This window comes from Alishewanella sp. SMS8, assembly GCF_030737935.1.
In the GTDB taxonomy this organism is placed as follows: Bacteria; Pseudomonadota; Gammaproteobacteria; order Enterobacterales; family Alteromonadaceae; genus Alishewanella; species Alishewanella maricola.
On the sequence record NZ_JAPJEA010000001.1, the window covers coordinates 842,968 to 861,012 of the forward strand.

12 protein-coding genes and 1 tRNA gene are annotated in these 18,045 nt (G+C 44.4%); 3 read left to right on the plus strand and 10 right to left on the minus strand.

The window, feature by feature from the left end; all coding sequences use genetic code 11:
- Positions 1 to 11: 11 nt before the first annotated feature.
- The 9 genes from ORJ01_RS03835 to ORJ01_RS03875 form a co-directional block, all read right to left on the minus strand.
- A tRNA-Ser gene (locus tag ORJ01_RS03835) sits at positions 12 to 101 on the minus strand.
- Positions 102 to 264: 163 nt separating this feature from the next.
- Complete coding sequence (csrA, locus tag ORJ01_RS03840; protein ID WP_226749658.1) at positions 265 to 465, minus strand: carbon storage regulator CsrA; 201 nt, start codon at positions 463 to 465, stop codon at positions 265 to 267.
- A 120-nt stretch (positions 466 to 585) separates the two neighbouring features.
- Positions 586 to 3,207: an alanine--tRNA ligase gene (gene alaS, locus ORJ01_RS03845; protein WP_306177025.1), complete on the minus strand. Its 2,622-nt coding sequence runs from the start codon at positions 3,205 to 3,207 to the stop codon at positions 586 to 588.
- A 24-nt stretch (positions 3,208 to 3,231) separates the two neighbouring features.
- Positions 3,232 to 3,684, minus strand: coding sequence for a regulatory protein RecX (locus ORJ01_RS03850; RefSeq protein ID WP_306177027.1), 453 nt, complete (start codon positions 3,682 to 3,684; stop codon positions 3,232 to 3,234).
- On the minus strand, positions 3,681 to 4,424 hold the full coding sequence (locus ORJ01_RS03855; RefSeq protein ID WP_229585425.1) for a hypothetical protein: 744 nt from the start codon (positions 4,422 to 4,424) through the stop codon (positions 3,681 to 3,683). The genes ORJ01_RS03850 and ORJ01_RS03855 overlap by 4 nt, the downstream gene beginning before the upstream one ends.
- Before the next feature lie 127 nt (positions 4,425 to 4,551).
- Positions 4,552 to 7,173 carry a methionine synthase gene (gene metH / locus ORJ01_RS03860; protein WP_306177028.1) on the minus strand — a complete coding sequence of 874 codons (2,622 nt, stop codon included), beginning with the start codon at positions 7,171 to 7,173 and terminating at the stop codon, positions 4,552 to 4,554.
- The gene (locus tag ORJ01_RS03865) at positions 7,173 to 8,240 is read right to left on the minus strand and encodes a homocysteine S-methyltransferase family protein (protein WP_306177029.1); all 1,068 of its coding nucleotides are present in this window, start codon (positions 8,238 to 8,240) and stop codon (positions 7,173 to 7,175) included. The genes metH and ORJ01_RS03865 overlap by 1 nt, the downstream gene beginning before the upstream one ends.
- On the minus strand, positions 8,241 to 9,167 hold the full coding sequence (metA, locus tag ORJ01_RS03870; RefSeq protein ID WP_226749652.1) for a homoserine O-succinyltransferase: 927 nt from the start codon (positions 9,165 to 9,167) through the stop codon (positions 8,241 to 8,243).
- Between the two features lie 773 nt (positions 9,168 to 9,940).
- The gene (locus ORJ01_RS03875) at positions 9,941 to 11,167 is read right to left on the minus strand and encodes a sugar MFS transporter (RefSeq protein WP_306023223.1); all 1,227 of its coding nucleotides are present in this window, start codon (positions 11,165 to 11,167) and stop codon (positions 9,941 to 9,943) included.
- Positions 11,168 to 11,327: 160 nt separating this feature from the next.
- On the opposite strand from ORJ01_RS03875, the gene ORJ01_RS03880 reads away from it, so the two are divergent.
- Positions 11,328 to 13,643 (plus strand): glycoside hydrolase family 65 protein, encoded by a 2,316-nt coding sequence (locus tag ORJ01_RS03880; protein WP_306023222.1) that lies wholly within the window; start codon positions 11,328 to 11,330, stop codon positions 13,641 to 13,643.
- Between the two features lies 1 nt (position 13,644).
- Entirely contained in the window at positions 13,645 to 14,292 is a 648-nt protein-coding gene (gene pgmB, locus ORJ01_RS03885) for a beta-phosphoglucomutase (RefSeq protein WP_306177030.1), read from the plus strand.
- A 92-nt stretch (positions 14,293 to 14,384) separates the two neighbouring features.
- Here the strand turns inward: pgmB and ORJ01_RS03890 are convergent, their stop codons facing one another.
- Positions 14,385 to 15,425, minus strand: coding sequence for a LacI family DNA-binding transcriptional regulator (locus tag ORJ01_RS03890; RefSeq protein WP_306023220.1), 1,041 nt, complete (start codon positions 15,423 to 15,425; stop codon positions 14,385 to 14,387).
- A gap of 260 nt (positions 15,426 to 15,685) precedes the next feature.
- Here ORJ01_RS03890 and ORJ01_RS03895 point away from each other — a divergent pair, with 260 nt between their 5' ends.
- The gene (locus ORJ01_RS03895; protein WP_306177031.1) at positions 15,686 to 17,959 is read left to right on the plus strand and encodes a TonB-dependent receptor; all 2,274 of its coding nucleotides are present in this window, start codon (positions 15,686 to 15,688) and stop codon (positions 17,957 to 17,959) included.
- Positions 17,960 to 18,045: the final 86 nt, after the last annotated feature.

An 18,045-nucleotide genomic window follows, 5' to 3' on the forward strand; every position in this document is an offset into this window, starting at 1 on the left:
CATCTTAAAAATGGCGGAGAAAGAGGGATTCGAACCCTCGATAGAGTTTCCCCTATACACCCTTAGCAGGGGTGCGCCTTCAGCCACTCGGCCATTTCTCCACTCTGTGTTGCGGCGTGTATATTAATGTCTCAGGAAAATATGTCAAACAATTTTTAGAGCAGATCAGTGTGTTTGCCGACCTTTTAAACAATTTGCTGGTTATTTAAGTCATCTTACAAGATAGAGTAAATAACCGGCTCTCGTTTAGGGTGTTTTGAACAATTACTCAGTCTCGCTAAAATTGCCACCGTTGGTGTCTTTTTCAGCTTGAATACGCATATAAATTTCTTCACGGTGTACAGAAATGTCTTTTGGTGCATTAACACCAATTCGTACTTGATTACCTTTAACGCCTAATACAGTTACAGTAACTTCATCACCGATCATTAGGGTCTCACCTACACGACGTGTCAGTATTAGCATTCTTTTGCTCCTTTGCCTGTCTATGGCAGTATTTGTTATTACTGCTTAATTTGCCGGTATGATAACCCAGCATTGTTCCTTTTAAAACGCTTCAATCAGCTTCATTATCGCTAAGCGGCATTAAAGCCGCTCTTTTATATACGAAAAAGCTAATTCTAAAACTTTTGGTAAGTTTTCAACGTCAGTTGCGCCCGCTTGTGCCATATCTGGCCGGCCACCCCCTTTGCCACCTAATTGGTTAGCAGCCCATGCGACTAACTGCCCAGCATGCACTTTGCCGGTTAAATCCGCACTGACTCCAGCAATTAAACTCACTTTACCCTCTTGCGAACTTGCTAATAAAATCACGGTCGAGCCGAGTTTATTTTTCAATTCGTCTAACAAAGTACGCAACGCTTTGCCATCTGTATCAGGTAATTGTTGAATAAGTACTTGTACACCGTTTAATTGTTGCACGTTATCGGTTAACGATGCGCCAGCATAACTGGCCAGTTTTCCCTTTAACTGCTCAATTTCTTTCTCAAGCGACTTAGCGCGGTCTAAGCTTTGCTGCACTCGCTCGGTTAAACTAAACGTATCCCCTTTTAGTAAAGCCGCTGCTTGCTGTGCTTGCGCTTCTAATTGCTGAATGTAGCTAATGGCCGCTGCGGCGCAAACCGCTTCAATACGTCTTACTCCCGAGGCAATACCGCCTTCGCTGACAATTTTGAAAACACCAATATCCCCCGTTCTGTTGACATGGGTACCACCACAAAGTTCGATAGAAAAATCGCCCATGCTTAACACACGGACTTCTTCATCATACTTTTCACCGAATAACGCCATAGCGCCGGCGGTTTTCGCATCATCAATTGACATAATGCGCGTTTGTAAGGCTAAGTTTAATTGGATCTGCTGATTGACCAGCTGTTCAATCTGCTGCAACTCGGCAGCTTTCACCCCTTCAAAGTGTGAGAAGTCAAAGCGTAAGCGCTCTGGCCCCACTAAAGAGCCTTTTTGCGTGACATGCTCACCGAGCACTTGACGTAACGCGGCATGTAATAAGTGCGTTGCTGAGTGATTTTTGCGGATCGCATCACGCCGCGCTGTATCAATCTTGGCATCTAAACGCATACCCACTTGCAGTGGCTGTTCGGCTTTACCTTGGTGGGCAAAGGCTTTACCGATTTTAACGGTATCTTGTACCGAAAAAAGTACACCTGTACTGTTATCTAACGTACCGGTATCACCCACTTGGCCGCCCGACTCCGCATAAAAAGGGCTGCTATCTAAAATCACTAAACCGCTATCACCCGCGTCTAATTGCGATACGCTTTGGCCATCTTTTAGTATTTCAACGACAAGTGCATTGCCCGCTTCTGCGGTATAACCGGTAAATTCAGTCTGTTGGTTGGAGCTCACTTGTTGATTGTAATCCACACCGAAGTTGCTGGCTTGCTGTGCACGTTTACGTTGCTCGGCCATCGCGCTATCGAAGCCCGCTTGGTCAATCGTTAAGTTACGCTCACGTGCTACATCGTTGGTTAAATCGACAGGGAAACCATAGGTATCATATAACTTAAACACCAGCGAACCGGGAATTTCGCTGCTAGATAACGCCGCCAATTCGTCGTCTAGGATCTGTAAACCACGCTCTAGGGTTTTACCAAACTGCTCTTCTTCCAAGCGTAAAGCTTTTTCGATGATGGCTTGTTTTGTTAGCAACTCGGGGTAGGCTTCCCCCATCTGCGCCGCTAATGCGGCCACTAATTTGTAGAAAAACGCGCCTTTCGCACCTAATTTATTACCATGGCGCACCGCACGACGGATTATCCGACGTAGCACATAACCGCGGCCTTCGTTCGATGGCATCACGCCATCAATAATTAGGAACGCACAACTACGTATATGGTCGGCAATCACCCGCAACGACTTGTCCGATAAATCGCTCGCGCCAGTGACCTCTGCAGCCGCATTAATTAACGAGACAAAGGTATCCGTTTCATAGTTGCTGTGAACGTGTTGCAAAATAGCGGAGATACGTTCTAAGCCCATACCGGTGTCCACACTGGGTTTTGGCAGTGGCTGCATTTCACCGCTGGCTAAGCGGTTAAACTGCATAAAAACGATATTCCAAATTTCAATAAAACGATCGCCATCTTCTTCTGGTGAGCCTGGTGGGCCACCCCAAATATCTTCGCCGTGATCGTAGAAAATTTCAGTACAAGGACCGCATGGGCCAGTATCACCCATTGCCCAGAAGTTATCTGAAGCGTATGGCGCGCCTTTGTTATCACCAATGCGGATAATCCGATCAGCTGGCACACCAATATCGTTAAGCCACAGATCATAGGCTTCATCATCGGTTGCATAAATGGTGACTAATAATTTGCTTTTAGGCAGTTGCACCACTTCGGTTAAAAACTCCCAAGCATAACGAATGGCGTCTTGCTTGAAGTAATCACCAAAACTGAAATTACCGAGCATTTCAAAAAAGGTATGATGACGTGCGGTATAACCGACGTTTTCTAAATCGTTGTGCTTACCCCCCGCCCTTACACAGCGCTGAGACGAAACCGCGCGCGTGTAGTTGCGTTGGTCTTGGCCTAAGAACACATCTTTAAACTGAACCATACCCGCATTGGTAAATAACAAGGTGGCATCGTTACCTGGGATCAAGGAACTGCTCGACACAATGCTGTGGCCTTTGCTGGCGAAGAAATCTAAAAAGGCTTGCCGTACTGCGGCAGATGTCATACTCATGAAAAATCCTGTTCAGTTGTTCGGTTATTCATTCTGGTCAAAGACCGCCCGGATTTGCTCGCTACTAAAGCCGCGACGCTGCAAAAAAGCCATACGTTTTGCTTTGTCTTTGTAATCAACAATGGCTTTTTCACCAAATTTCTTATGATAGGCTTGGCGGGCAAGATCCCACCAGTCTATTTCTTCTGCGGCAATCGCCGTAGCGAGTTGCTGCTCGGTCAATTTGTGTTGACGACACTCTTGCAAAATATAGCGATAACCATAGCCTTGGCGGCAGCGGTTACGCAATATCATTAATAAAAAACGATCTTCATTCAGGTAGTTTTCACTACTGCACCAATCGAGCACTACCGCTAATTCTTCGGCTGTGGCGCCCTTTTGCTGTAATTTAACAGAAAGCGCGGCCCGACTGTAATCTCGCCGACTTAAATAATTTAGTGCGGCTTGGCGTAATTCCCGCTGTCTATCTGCCGTCACACTTCTAATACGCCATCTTGTTGTGATTTAACTTGCAGCGCAAACAGCTCATTAAATGACAAGAAAAAAGCAATATGTAACACCGGCATCACCACGATTAAGCCCAGGAAAAAGGTCGGAACCGTTAAGATAATCAGTAGCAAACTTAATAAACCAAAACTTACAAGGGCCGGAATGTTACGCCAGCAAGCGATAAAACTGGCTTGTAATATGGTAAAAATGCGCTGTTCTTTTAAAAAATAAGCAATCGCCACGGCATAAGCAAACAGCATAGCGGTGATCAGGGTGGCAATTAATAACAAGAGTAAAGACCAGCTATAGCCCGCAGCGCCATCAGGGGATTCTTGTGCTAATTGCATGGTGGCAAATACATCAACGCGAAATTGCGCTAACGGAATAGAAATTAAAAAGTTAAGCGCGGCAATCACTAATAAAATGCGCCGAGTGGCGGGTTCTTTAAACGGTTGGAATAACCAGTCGATACTGATTTTTTGTTGTTGCTGCACACCTAATACCGCACGGTAAAAACCGGCCGTGATAAAGGGGCTGGCTAACACCGCAATAATTAGGGTGATCTCGTGCAAACTTGCCAATACGCTTAACGCGAGGGTCAGTAAAATCATCTGCACAAAAACGATGGGATATTGCTTAAAAATGCCCCAGGCGTTTTTTAACCACGCTATCGAGGCAGCTGCGCTGACTCTGCGGATAATTAACTTTATTTGAAACGGCTTTTCCACAGGCTCTCCAAAACAACACCGCTACACCAACACTGGTATAGCGGGAGTATGATACTGCAAAAGCCGATTAATTAAGAGACTGAATACCGGAAAAACTTCAGCTTAGCTTGCCAGATTAACCTAAAGTTTAACGGATATTCGGGCCTAACCACATTTCTGCCGTTGCAAGGTCCCAGCCTTTGCGCTTGGCATAATCCGCTACCTGTTCGGCATCAATTTTACTCACCGCAAAATATTTACTATCTGGATGCGCAAAGTACCAACCACTGACCGCCGCACCCGGCCACATGGCGTAGCTTTCCGTTAATTTCATGCCGATTTGCGCTTCCACATCCAGCAACTGAAACAAGGTGCCTTTTTCGGTATGCTCTGGGCAGGCCGGATAACCCGGTGCCGGTCGGATCCCTTGGTATAATTCACGAATTAACTGTTCATTATCCAAGGTTTCATCGGCTGCATAGCCCCAATATTGGCGGCGTACCTGCATATGTAAATACTCGGCTAAGGCTTCTGCCAGTCGATCGGCCAAGGCTTTGGCCATGATGCTGTTATAATCGTCATGCACTTTGACAAATTCAGCAGCAAACTCATCGGCACCAAAACCTGAGGTAACCGCAAAGGCGCCAACATAATCGGCAATACCAGAGCCGACGGGGGCAATAAAGTCACTTAAACAGCAGTTTGGCGCATTATTACGCAGGGCTAATTGCTGTCGCAAACCGTGTAAACGGCAGCGCTCAGTTTGCCGACTGTCGTCGGTATAAATAATAATGTCGTCGCCGTCACTATTGGCCGGAAAAAAACCAAAGGCGGCTTTGCCAGCAATGCGTTTTTGCTGGATCATCTGATCCATCAAGGCATTGGCGTCTTGATACACTTTTCGTGCTTCTAAGCCCACTTCGGGGTGATTTAAAATTGCCGGAAACTTGCCCGATAATTGCCACGTTAGAAAAAACGGTGTCCAATCAATATAGTCGCGTAATTGTTGTAAATCGACATCTTGCCAATAATGCACACCGGGCTGCACAGGGGCCGGTGCCACTTTGCTTAAATCAAGTTGAAACTTGTTGTCGCGTGCCGCGCTTAAACTGAGCATTTTCTCGCCCGGGCGACTACGCTGATGCTGCTCCACCGCGATACGATATTCTTCGGTTACACGTGCTAAATAAGGTGGTTTGGCGTCTGCACTGATTAAAGATTGCACCACCGATACGCTACGAGAAGCATTCGGTACATACACCACGCCATGCTGGTAATGCGGTGCAATCTTCACTGCGGTATGCGCTTTAGAGGTAGTAGCGCCACCAATTAATAACGGAATAGTAAAACCTAAGCGCGCCATTTCTTTAGCCACATACACCATTTCATCAAGCGAGGGGGTGATCAGGCCCGACAAACCAATCACATCGACATTACGTTCTTTGGCCACCCGTAAAATCTCTGCGCACGAGACCATCACGCCTAAATCAATCACTTCAAAGTTATTACATTGCAACACCACGCCCACGATGTTTTTGCCGATGTCGTGTACATCGCCTTTTACCGTGGCTAACAAGATTTTACCTTGCGCTTGGCCACCCGCTTTGTCTTGTTCAATATAAGGCTGCAAGTAGGCCACGGCTTTTTTCATCACCCGCGCCGATTTAACCACTTGGGGTAAAAACATCTTACCTTCACCGAACAAGTCACCCACCACGTTCATGCCGTCCATTAACGGCCCTTCAATCACGTGTAAGGGCTTTTCTGCTTGTTGCCGTGCTTCCTCAGTATCTAATTCAATAAAATCGGTAATGCCTTTAACTAGCGCGTGCTCTAAGCGTTTCCCTACCGGCAGGCTACGCCAAGCATCATCGACTTTTTCAGCCACACTGCCATCGCCTTTAAACTGGGCCGCCACATCTAATAAGCGCTCAGTCGCGTCATCACGCCGATTTAAAATGACATCTTCTACCCGCTCGCGCAGCAGTAACGGAATATCATCATACACCGTTAACTGACCGGCATTAACGATACCCATATCCATACCTGCGGCAACCGCATGGTATAAAAATACCGAGTGAATAGCTTCACGCACGGCGTCATTGCCACGAAACGAGAACGACACATTCGACACACCGCCAGAGATTTTAGCGTAAGGGCATAACCGTTTAATTTCACGCGTGGCTTCAATAAAGTCGACCGCGTAATTATTGTGCTCTTCAATACCGGTGGCGACCGCAAAAATATTCGGGTCAAAAATAATGTCTTCGGGTGGGAAGCCAACCTGCTCGGTCAAAATGTTATAAGCCCGTTGGCAAATTTCAACTTTGCGCTGCTGCGTATCCGCTTGACCTTTTTCATCAAACGCCATCACTACTACGGCCGCACCATAACGTCGCAATAAGCGTGCTTGCTTTAAGAACGGCTGTTCACCTTCTTTTAATGAAATAGAATTAACAACGGCTTTGCCTTGAATGCACTTTAAGGCCGCTTCGATCACTTCCCATTTAGACGAGTCAACCATGATCGGCACCCGAGAAATATCGGGTTCAGAAGCGAGCAAGGTTAAATAACGCACCATGGCGGCTTTGCTGTCGAGCATCGCCTCGTCCATATTGATATCGATAATTTGCGCGCCATTTTCAACTTGCTGCCGTGCCACATCGAGCGCGGCTTCGTAATCGCCTTTTAAGATCAGTTTTTTAAAGCGTGCCGAACCGGTTACGTTGGTGCGCTCACCAATATTGATAAATCGTGCTTGCTGTCGCATTACCACTCCACCGAAAAAGCTTCTAACCCGGCCAAATGAAAACTATGGTCGGGTGTTTTAGGTTGACGGGCCGGCAAACCCTTTACCGCTTGGCTGATTGCAGCGATATGTTCTGGCGTGGTGCCACAGCAACCGCCAACAATATTTAAGAAACCTTGCTGCGCCCAATCGGCAATTTCTGCCGCCATCTCGGTTGCGCCTAAATCATATTCGCCAAATTCATTGGGTAAACCGGCATTCGGGTGTACCGAGACAAAAGCCGAGGAAATACCAGACAGGGTTTCGACATAGGGCCGCAATAAATCTGGGCCTAAGGCGCAGTTTAAACCAAAGCTCACTGGCTCAACATGGGCTAACGAGTGGTAAAACGCTTCGGTAGTTTGCCCTGACAAAGTGCGCCCAGAGGCGTCAGTAATGGTACCGGAGATCATCACCGGTAAACTATAACCGAGCTCGTCAAACACCTGTAATACAGCAAAAGCCGCCGCTTTAGCATTTAAGGTATCGAAAATGGTTTCAAGCATAATGATATCAGCACCGCCATCAACCAATGCCAGCGTGGCTTCCATATAGGCGGTGACCAACTCATCAAAGCTAACATTACGATAGCCTGGATCATTGACATCAGGTGAAATTGACGCGGTACGGTTAGTGGGCCCTAACACACCAGCGACATAACGCGGTTTATGCGGTTCAGTTGCTAAAAATTCGTCACACACTTGGCGTGCTAAGGCTGCTGCTTCGCGATTAATCCGCGCGGCTAAGTGCGACATGTGATAATCGGCCATGGCGATGGTGGTGGCATTAAAGGTATTCGTTTCAATAATGTCAGCGCCCGCTTGCAAATACTGCCGATGAATATCGGCAATCAACGCCGGTTGCGTTAGCACAAGTAAATCATTGTTGCCTTTTAAATCAGAGGCCCAATCAGCAAATTCGCTGCCACGATAGTCTGCTTCATCCAAAGTGCGCTGCTGGATCATGGTGCCCATGGCGCCATCCAGAATAAAAATGCGTTGCTGTAGCTGCGCTCGTAGGGCAGCGGGTGTCAATTTGCTTCGATTCATTTAACTGTTCTGACCAATTTGGTTAATATCAAAAGGCGTGGCTTGGTAAACATAGTAGTTTAACCAGTTACTGAATAATAAAAAGGCATGCGCCTGCCATAGCTTCTGCGGCCCTTGTAACGGGTCGTTATTACGATAGTAGTTTTCGGGTAACAAGGCACTGATGCCCGCAGCTAGGTCGCGTTTATACTCTTCATCGAGGGTAGTAAGATCATATTCTGGATGGCCAGTAACAAAGATCCGGTTACCCCGACTGTTCTGTAGCAAGTAAGCCCCTGTGGCATCGGCTTCAGCCAAAATATGTAAGTCGGCATGCTGCTGATATTTTTGGATTGGCACTTGCGCATAACGTGAATGCGGCACTAAAAATTGATCGTCAAAGCCACGCACTAAGGGGCTTAAAGGCTGCTTCACGTCTTGCCAATACACCCCTGATAACTTCTCACCGCGGATCTCACGTTGTAAGCCATAATAATGATACAAGGCCGCATGCGCTGCCCAACACAAAAATAAGGTGGAGGTCACATGGGTATCGGCCCAACGTAAAATCTCGCCAAACTGCTGCCAATAGGTAACATCTTCATAGTTAACAAGGCCTAAAGGCGCCCCGGTAATAATTAAACCATCGTAGTTTTGATCTTGCACATCAGAGAAATAACGATAAAAACAATTGAGATGGCTTTCCGAGGTGTGTTTACTCACATGATCATCAATGCGCAATAACTCGATATCTAATTGTAGCGGGCTATTGGCCAATAAACGCAATAATTGGATTTCGGTAACGATTTTATTCGGCATCAAATTCAGGATGGCGATGCGTAAAGGCCGAATGTCCTGCGAAGCAGCGCGGCTTTCTGTCATCACAAAGACGTTTTCTGCTGATAAAGCCTCTACCGCTGGCAACTGATCAATGACTTTTACTGGCATAAGCTACTCCGCTCACAGATTAATGGCTTACTGTGCTGAAAAAACACCACAATGTCAACTTCTATACGTTTAGATGGCTAAATATGCGGCGATTCTTTGCTGTGCGTGCTGCGGTTGGGTTATTAGTCTATTTCGGCATTGGCCGTATGCCCCTCTAATCAAGCTGTCACCTTGTGGTGAGATAATTTCTTTTGTATCGTTAAAAAATTACTCCAAGAAAATTCGATACCATTTTTGTGCATCCTCCAGCTCCAGCTGAAGCTTTAGGCAGCGTTTAACGTTTTTGCCCTTGGCGAGATACTTTCTTTTGCGTCGCCAAAAGAAAGTATCCAAAGAAAATGCGCCCCCACTTCCGCTCGAAAGCCCGGCTGCTCATGTGTTGCCCAAGGCGAAAACGTAACTCGCGCGGCGCTACCGCCGCCGCACTCAAACACCCGTTTTCTTAAAACCTTGGCCAACGATGATCAGTCGGCTCGCTCTAAGGGGAATAAAAAGCTAGAGCGGTATTCGCTTAGCTGAATAGGTTGTTTGTGCCAATTGCAGACTTTTTCTATTGCAAACCCGAATGACTGCTTAGTATTTCAAAGCGGCCATTGTTTTCAATCTTTATCAAACAAGTCAGCAAACTTTCAACAATATAAGTAATGTAACCAAGAACTAATCAAGCACAAGATTTGAAAGAATGGTGCTTTTAGCCATCTTAGCGAAAAATACTTTGAATTAAAGAACATCAGTTAATTATGTCGCCTTCGTTACTAGGAAGGACGAGCATATTATGCTGACTTAAACTTGCTCTGTCGGCGTAATAAGCCCACGGATACCAATAATAAACTCAGTGGTAACAGTGATAAATAAAAGGCAGTTTGTCCATTAAAATTAGCGAAAGTGAACCCGGTAACAATAGAGCCTGTAGTACCACCCAATGCAGAAAAAACAACAATCAATCCTGTCATCGGGGCATGCTGTACCTTTGGAAGTGCACTCAAAATGACCGAGTTAATTACTGGGTAAATGGGTGCCATAAATAAACCAATTAAAGGAAACAAATAGGCCGCTAAAGGCGCATTAAATAAATTGACGTCAGCTGCGACTTCAACATTATTGGTAAGCGGCAAGGTTAACAATATCAATGCGGCCATACAGGCTAAACAAATATTTAATAACCAATACCAGCTGAGATGTTTTAACACTACACCGGCAGCTAAGCGTCCTATTGCTAAACTTGCAGCAAAAATACTGGTTAACTGAACACTTAATTGGTTAGGTAAGCTTAACACTTCATTATTAAACGTCGGTAACCAGCTACCAATACCTTGCTCGATAAGCACGTACAAAAACGCTGATAAAATAAAGACGAAAACTAAGGGGCGGTAAACTAATTTAATCATAGACACAAAATCTTGGACTGCATGACTAACCTTAGGCAAATCTAACTCAGGAAAGCGAGTGCTAAGAAGTAAAATGAGGTTTAACGCAGATAAACCTGCCAGCCACCAATAAACTTGCAACCAATCAGCTGACTGCGGTGCGGCTGGATCCATAAAAGCGGCAAAGACCCAATAACCACTTAGCACGCCTACCATAAAAAAACCTTCAATGAAATTGAGTAGCGAAGCATGCTCAGCATTCGTTCGCGTTACCACACCAATACTGGCATATACCGATACTTTAACTAACGCAAAACTAGCACCAACTGTTAAAAACAATAATTTTGTCGTTAAAAATGCCGGCAACAATGGCATAGCTAAACAAGCAAGTGTAACCAAGCTAACACCAATAAGCATTGCGTTTTTGTATCCAAGCCGAGGTAACCAAGCTGCAATTAAAAAGGACACAATGGCTATTGGGATATCTTTGAATCCTTCTAGCGCGCTAGCGGCTTCTTTACTAATTTGATATGTGTGGATCACCTGCAAAATGACGGTGCCTACGCTGTTTAGCAAAATTGCAAAAACAAAATAGGTTAGTAGTAGTGCCAATTTAATTCTTAAGGTTGCCATATTTTTATGCTCTTTATTAGGCTATGCCTGTCGGCAGCAGTAGGTTTTTACCTTGTTCTTCGTGACTATACAATGTTTCAATTACAAATTGCAATCGATTGCAAAAGCAAATTAAATGGGTGTATAGTGCCATTCTCGCTCGTTGTAACAAGGAACACTGATGACACTTCGTAATGATTTAATAAATGCTCTTGGCGTTGCTGAATGGCAATTACCCGATCTTAGCTATAACCCTGAGCTGCATATGTTAAAAGAAACGCTGTTAAGTTTGGGTAATGGTTATATTGGTAGCCGGGGGAGTTTTGATGAAACTTTACCAAATGGCGTTAATAATTGTGAAGGAACCTATTTAAATGGTGCGTACAGCAGTGAACCCATCAATTATGGGGAGAGCGCCTTTGGCTTTGCTCGTAATAACCATAAAATGTTGCAGGTAGCTAATGGTAAAATATTACAACTCACTGTAGATGATGAAAAAGTCACCATTATTGGTGCTACCGAGCATCAAAGACAACTAGATTTGCAAACAGGTGTGCTTCATCGAAAATGGCAGTGGCAAAGCCAAACAGGTAAAAAATTACAATTACAAAGCCGTCGCTTTGTCTCTCAAGCAAACCCACACTTAATAGCCATTGAGTTCAGTGTCACTGCACTCAATTTTGATGGTGATATTCAATTGGCAAGTCTGCTAGATGCCGGTTACCCTGGTTTTCAAAAGAAAGACGATCCTCGTGTCGGAGTAATGTCGATAGCGGATAGTCTCAGCTTATTAGAACAACAAAGTGATTCAGAGCAAGCAGTAATGTTACACCAAGCACATGGTAGCACCTGTAAAGTTGCAGCTGCGATGAACCATCAGCTACCAGATAACGCCAAGTGGTTAGCTAACGAAACAACCGAGCAATGCATCAAGCAGCAATTTATGTTAAGCCTTAAGCAAAATGAGACTTTAACATTACATAAGTTTGTAGTGTATTGCGATAACAACGATCAAGTGAGTAACAGCAAGCTTTATGAAAAAATAGGTAAGATCCTAAAAGAAGCTTGTTCAAAAAGTTTTGCCAGCTTGTTGTCGGAGCATCAGGATTATTGGTCTAATTTCTGGCAACAAGCTGACGTCAAAATTGCCGGTGATGACGCCCTGCAACAAGGGATACGCTTTAACTTATTTAGCTTAGCGCAATCAGCCGGTCGCAATGGCAAGAGCAATATTGGAGCTAAGGGTTTAAGCGGCCCTGGTTATGATGGCCACTATTTTTGGGACACCGAAATATATGTCGTGCCCGTATTAAGCCTGACTCAACCCGAAACAGCTCGTCAACTACTCTGTCATCGTTACAGCCAACTTGATTTTGCTCGCGAGCGAGCTCAACAAATGTCGCATAAACAGGGCGCATTATATCCATGGCGTACCATTGGTGGCGAAGAATGCTCTGCATATTTCCCCGCAGGGACTGCCCAATATCATATTAATGCTGCTATCGCTTATGCGATTCGAAGCTATTACTTGGCCACCGCAGACAGCCAATTTATACGTGATATGGGTGCTGAAATGCTTTTAGAAACTAACCGGTTATGGTTAGAGCTTGGCTTTTTCAATCCACGCCAGAACGACAGGTTTGAAATTCATCAAGTTACCGGTCCAGATGAATATACTGCGATTGTTAATAATAATTTCTACACTAACGCCATGGTGCAATTGCAATTAGAATTCAGTTTGCAGATTTTTGCCGAATATCCGGAGTTGGCTAAGAAATTTGGTCTCACCGAAGCAGAACTCCACACATGGCAACGCGCTGCAAAAAATATGTACTTACCTTACGACAACGAATTAGCCATTCAAGCACAGGACGATAGTTTTTTAACTAAAAAGCCATGGGATTTTTCAAACACACCAAAAGATAAATACCCATTGTTGTTAAACTTTCATCCTTTAGTTATCTATCGCCATCAGGTTCTAAAACAAGCTGATACCGTGTTAGCAAATGTATTACTAGATAATCGTGTTAATGCAAAGCAAAAGGCTCGTGATCTAGCTTATTATGAACCTTTGACCACTCATGACTCCAGTCTCTCCAGCTGCATTCATAGCATCGCTTTTGCTGAAACGGGTAACATCGAGCGCGCTCATGCATTTTTTGGTGATTCTGCCAGAATGGACCTCGATAACCATCATGGCAATACCGAAGTTGGTGTTCATATCGCGTGTATGGCCGGTAGTTGGTTATCTTTGGTTATGGGATTTGCTGGCTTAAGAGTTCGCACTACAGGCTTGTATTTTTCTCCACAATTACCCAAGGACCTTCCAGCATTGGAGTTCCGACTTTGCTATGTAGGCCGTATTATTAAAGTTAGTCTCACTGCTTCGCAAGCCTCTTATCAGTTAATCTCGGGTGAGCCTTTAACTCTTCATCATGTTGATCAAGCTTTTCAACTCAGCGCAACGGCAACAGTGCAATTTGCTATAGGAGGTTAATATGCAGATCCGAGCAATTATTTTTGACTTAGATGGGGTTCTAACAGACACCGCACATTATCATTTTCAAGCTTGGCAAGCTTTAGCGCATGACTTAAGCATTCCCTTTACCGAGCAAGATAATGAACAATTAAAAGGAGTTGATCGACTTGGCTCACTCCGCTGGATATTGCAAAAGGTGGGTAGAACACTTAGCGAAGCAGAAGAAACTCGATTGATGCAACAAAAAAATGAACACTACTTAAAACTTATTGAACATATGGGCACAAAAGATTTATTCCCAGGCGTGCAAAGTCTCTTTACGGAATTAAAGCAACTGAATATTAAAATTGGCCTTGCGTCAGCCAGTAAAAATGCGGGAATGGTTGTAGAACGTTTGGGCATTGCAGCGCAGTTCGATTTTATCGCCGATGCTAATTACGTGAAAAATAGTAAACCTGATCCTGAGGTATTTCTGCTAGCCGCTAAAGGGTTAGGTGTTACACCTGAATATTGTATAGGTGTAGAGGATGCGGTAGCTGGTATCGAGGCAATTAACCGTGCCGGTATGCTTGCGATCGGAATTGGTGATAAAGAGCTTCTGAGTGATGCCTTAATCGTCTACCCAAGCATCGACGCGCTGAACCTAGCTGATTTACAAGCACTATAAACAAACTAAACGACACGTTTAGCCTGTGAGCATTCAACTTTATACAAAGATGAAGAAAAACAGGCTTAACGTGGTTAAAAAGAGCAGCAATATTATAAGGTTTGTTTTTGGAGACGCTGAGTTGACTGACGTTTAATCAGCTTAACGGGTAGCAATTGCGATGTAACTTTAAAACCTTCCATTTGTTTTAATAACTTATCTACCAATAACTGGCCACCTGCATAGGTATTCTGTTTCACCGTAGTCAATGAAGGGGTGCCATAAGCAGACATGGCGATGTCATCAAAACCCACAATAGCAACCTGTTGAGGTACATTTATACCATGCTCTAACAATGCCTTCATTGCCCCCATGGCAATTGCGTCACTGGCAGCAAAAATACCCTCTAATTTATTAATCTGCTGAAATAAAGCTTGCTGAGTTTGCAGGTAACCTGCTTGCGCCGTAAAGTCTGTATTGAATTGTAAACCTTCCTCTATTTCAATGCTTGCGGCCTGTAAAGCGTCTTTGTAACCGAGGTATCGCATTTCTATTTCTGTGTGGCGAATATCGCCTAAAAACGCGATCCGCTTACATCCCTGCTCTATTAAGTGAGCAACGGCCAAATGCGCGCCTTGACGGTTGTCACTTCCAATGACAGGAAATGTTTCTGCACCCGTTGCAGCCCCCCATACTACGAAAGGGACACCTGCGGATGCTAATTGCTCAACCCGATCGTCATGCTCGCCTTGGCCAATCACAATTAATCCATCGGCTCGTTTTGAGTCATAGTAATAATTACGCCAATCTTTATCAGTGGTTTTACTGGTGCTTAACAGCATATCGTAACCTTTAGCTGTTAATTCATCGGCTATAACACCCAATAAATCAAGTAAAAATGGATCGCTAATTGCTTGTTGAGTTTTTGAGTCAAATAAAATTATGACTGCGATCGTATTGCTTTTTTGAGTACGTAAACTGCGCGCTGTGGCATTCACCTTGAACTGGTGTGAAGCCGCAATTAACTGAACTTTTTCACGCGTTTTAGCGTTTATCACCGGGTTGTCGCGCAAAGCTCTAGAGGCGGTGGATTCAGACACCCCTGCCAACTTAGCAATATCAGCCAAGGTCATCACTTTTACCGCTTTTTTCATCACTTCTATCCGTTCTTTTATCGGGTATTCATTGTTACTGTTTCAGTGAGCATAATGCCTTATACCCTCATGAGGAGCAACGGCAGTCTAAGGTCTGCTATATCTAAACCTTTATTTATACCAAATAAATCTATGCAATCGACTGCAAAATCAACTAACAGCGTATTGCAATCGATTGCAAACTATCTTAAGGTAAGTTCTGCGAGGCAACACATTAAAAATATAGCCCGCGTTTCTAACAACAGGACAGGAGATTCATAATGGCGTTACAGCTCAATAAAATTACCGCTGCCATGGTATTGCTGTTTAGTTTACCGGCCGTTGCTCAACAAAGCAGCGAGATCGCACCAGCTGAACAAAATACACAGAACAACCAGATTGAAACGATCATCGTCACTGGTAAAGCCAGCGGTATGAGTGGTTTAAAAGTTGATACTAGCTATGCTGTAACCAATGTTTCAGCAGAAAATATTACCCGGTTAGCGCCAAAAAGCACTGCCGAATTATTTACTGTTGTTCCTGGTGTTTGGGCTGAAAGCTCAGGTGGCGTGGCAGGTGCAAATGTATTTGTTCGTGGTTTCCCTAGTACAGGTGATGCACCATTTCTGACTATTCAGCTAAATGGAGCGCCTATTTTCCCACCACCAACTTTATCGTTTCTAGAAAACTCGTCAATTTTTCGTCTTGATGAAACTATTCATTTTATGGAAGCGCTTCGCGGCGGTTCAACTCCTGTACTGTCAAATGGACAACCCGGCTTAACAACAAACTTCTTACTCAAAGAAGGGGGGGATGTTACAGAAGGACTCGTTAAGTTTTCGACATCAAGCTATGGTTTACGACGGGTTGATGGCGTGATCAGCGGTGAAATTGCCAATGACTTATTTGTTATGGCAGGAGGTTATATAAGTAGTTCAGAAGGCCCTCGTGAAGTCGGCTTTAATGCAGAAGAAGGCCATCAATTCACTGTTAATGTCACTAAGTTATTAGATAACGGCAAAATTAATTTTTATACACGTCAAACCGATGACAGCGGTGTTTGGCATTTACCGGTTCCTATCAATGTTGCGGGTGTTGATAACAGTTACAGTCAAATTGGACCGAACAATCGCTTAGGAAGCATTGCCTATGGCCCTGACAACGACAAACAAAGTTATGACTTTGGTGATGGCCGAGGCTGGAAAGGCGGTATCACGGGCGGTACAGTTGATTTAGATTTAACTGATAGCTGGCGTTTAATGTACCGTTTTAGCCATATTGCAGGCGAAGCAAACACCTTTGGCTTGGTGCCCGAAGGAGGTGCCACAACATTGGGGAATGTTGCTGGTATTAATGGCCCAGTCACCGGTGCTGTCAGTGGCAATACTTACAATAATGATACTCAAGTACAACAAATTGGCCGCTGGGTCGTGTTAAAAGATATTGAAGCTTTTACTAACGATATTGCTTTTAGCAAGACCACTGACAATGCAGTTTTTACGCTAGGCTATTACGCCACTAACTTCTCGGTACAAGATTGGTGGTCTATTGGTAATCAGCAATGGCATGTTGTTGAAAAAGGTGGCGAAGCATTAATCGGTATTGACTGCAACGATTCACTCTCTAGCTGTACCTGGAATTATGATATTGATGCCACCGGTGATGGTGATACCAGCGCGTTTTACGGTGCAGTTGAATATCAATTAAATGAAGAGTGGCGAGTTGATGCAGGCTTGCGTCGCGAAAATCACAAAATTACTTATGTTGTTGACGAAGGTTTGACCGGCGCTATTAGCAAAGCCGTTGACTATGACGAATCAGAAATTGCATGGACTACTGGTGTTAACTGGATGTGGCAACCGAACATGGGCATGTTCGCTCGCATCAATAAAGGCAATAAAATGCCATTCTTTGATGACTTCCGAGATAACTTCGGTGCGTTTGAAAGTGGCGACAACTTGATTAAAGAAGTAAGCCAATACGAACTAGGTTACAAGTGGGCTGAGAAAAATTACAGTTTATATGTAACAGGTTTTGCAAATGAAGTTGAGGGTGAATTATTTGTCTCTCGCCCAGGTGCACCTGCTGAAGTGTTAACAACAGAAGCGCTAGGTATAGAAGTAGACGCCAATTACCGTTCAGATAATGGCTTTGCTATCAACCTAAACGCCACCGTTCAAGATACTGAAATTACGAATCATCCCGACTTAAACATAATAGGCAAACAAGCAATTCGACAACCAGAATGGATGTTAAGAATGACGCCTAGTTACGGTTTTGAAGTGCAAGATATGTATGCAACGGTATATGGCACTTTAGCAAGTGTGGCAGACCGTTTTGGAGACAATGCAAATACCGTTAAGCTTGAAGGCTACACAAAAATTGATTTAGGCGTGCAACTTGAAATTACCGAGCAGCTTAGAGCGCAATTTGCAGTGAGCAACTTAACGGATAAAGACGGTATTACGGAAGGCGATCCGCGCTCAGCAGGTAGCCCAAATGGGCGCTATATTATGCCTCGCAGTGTTGAGTTTAGTATTACCTACAGTTTCTAACACCTCCCTCGTGTTATTTGTATTGCCCTTGATTAACTCAAGGGCTTTTTTGTTTTGAAAAGCTTCAATTCACTAATTGCATCCGG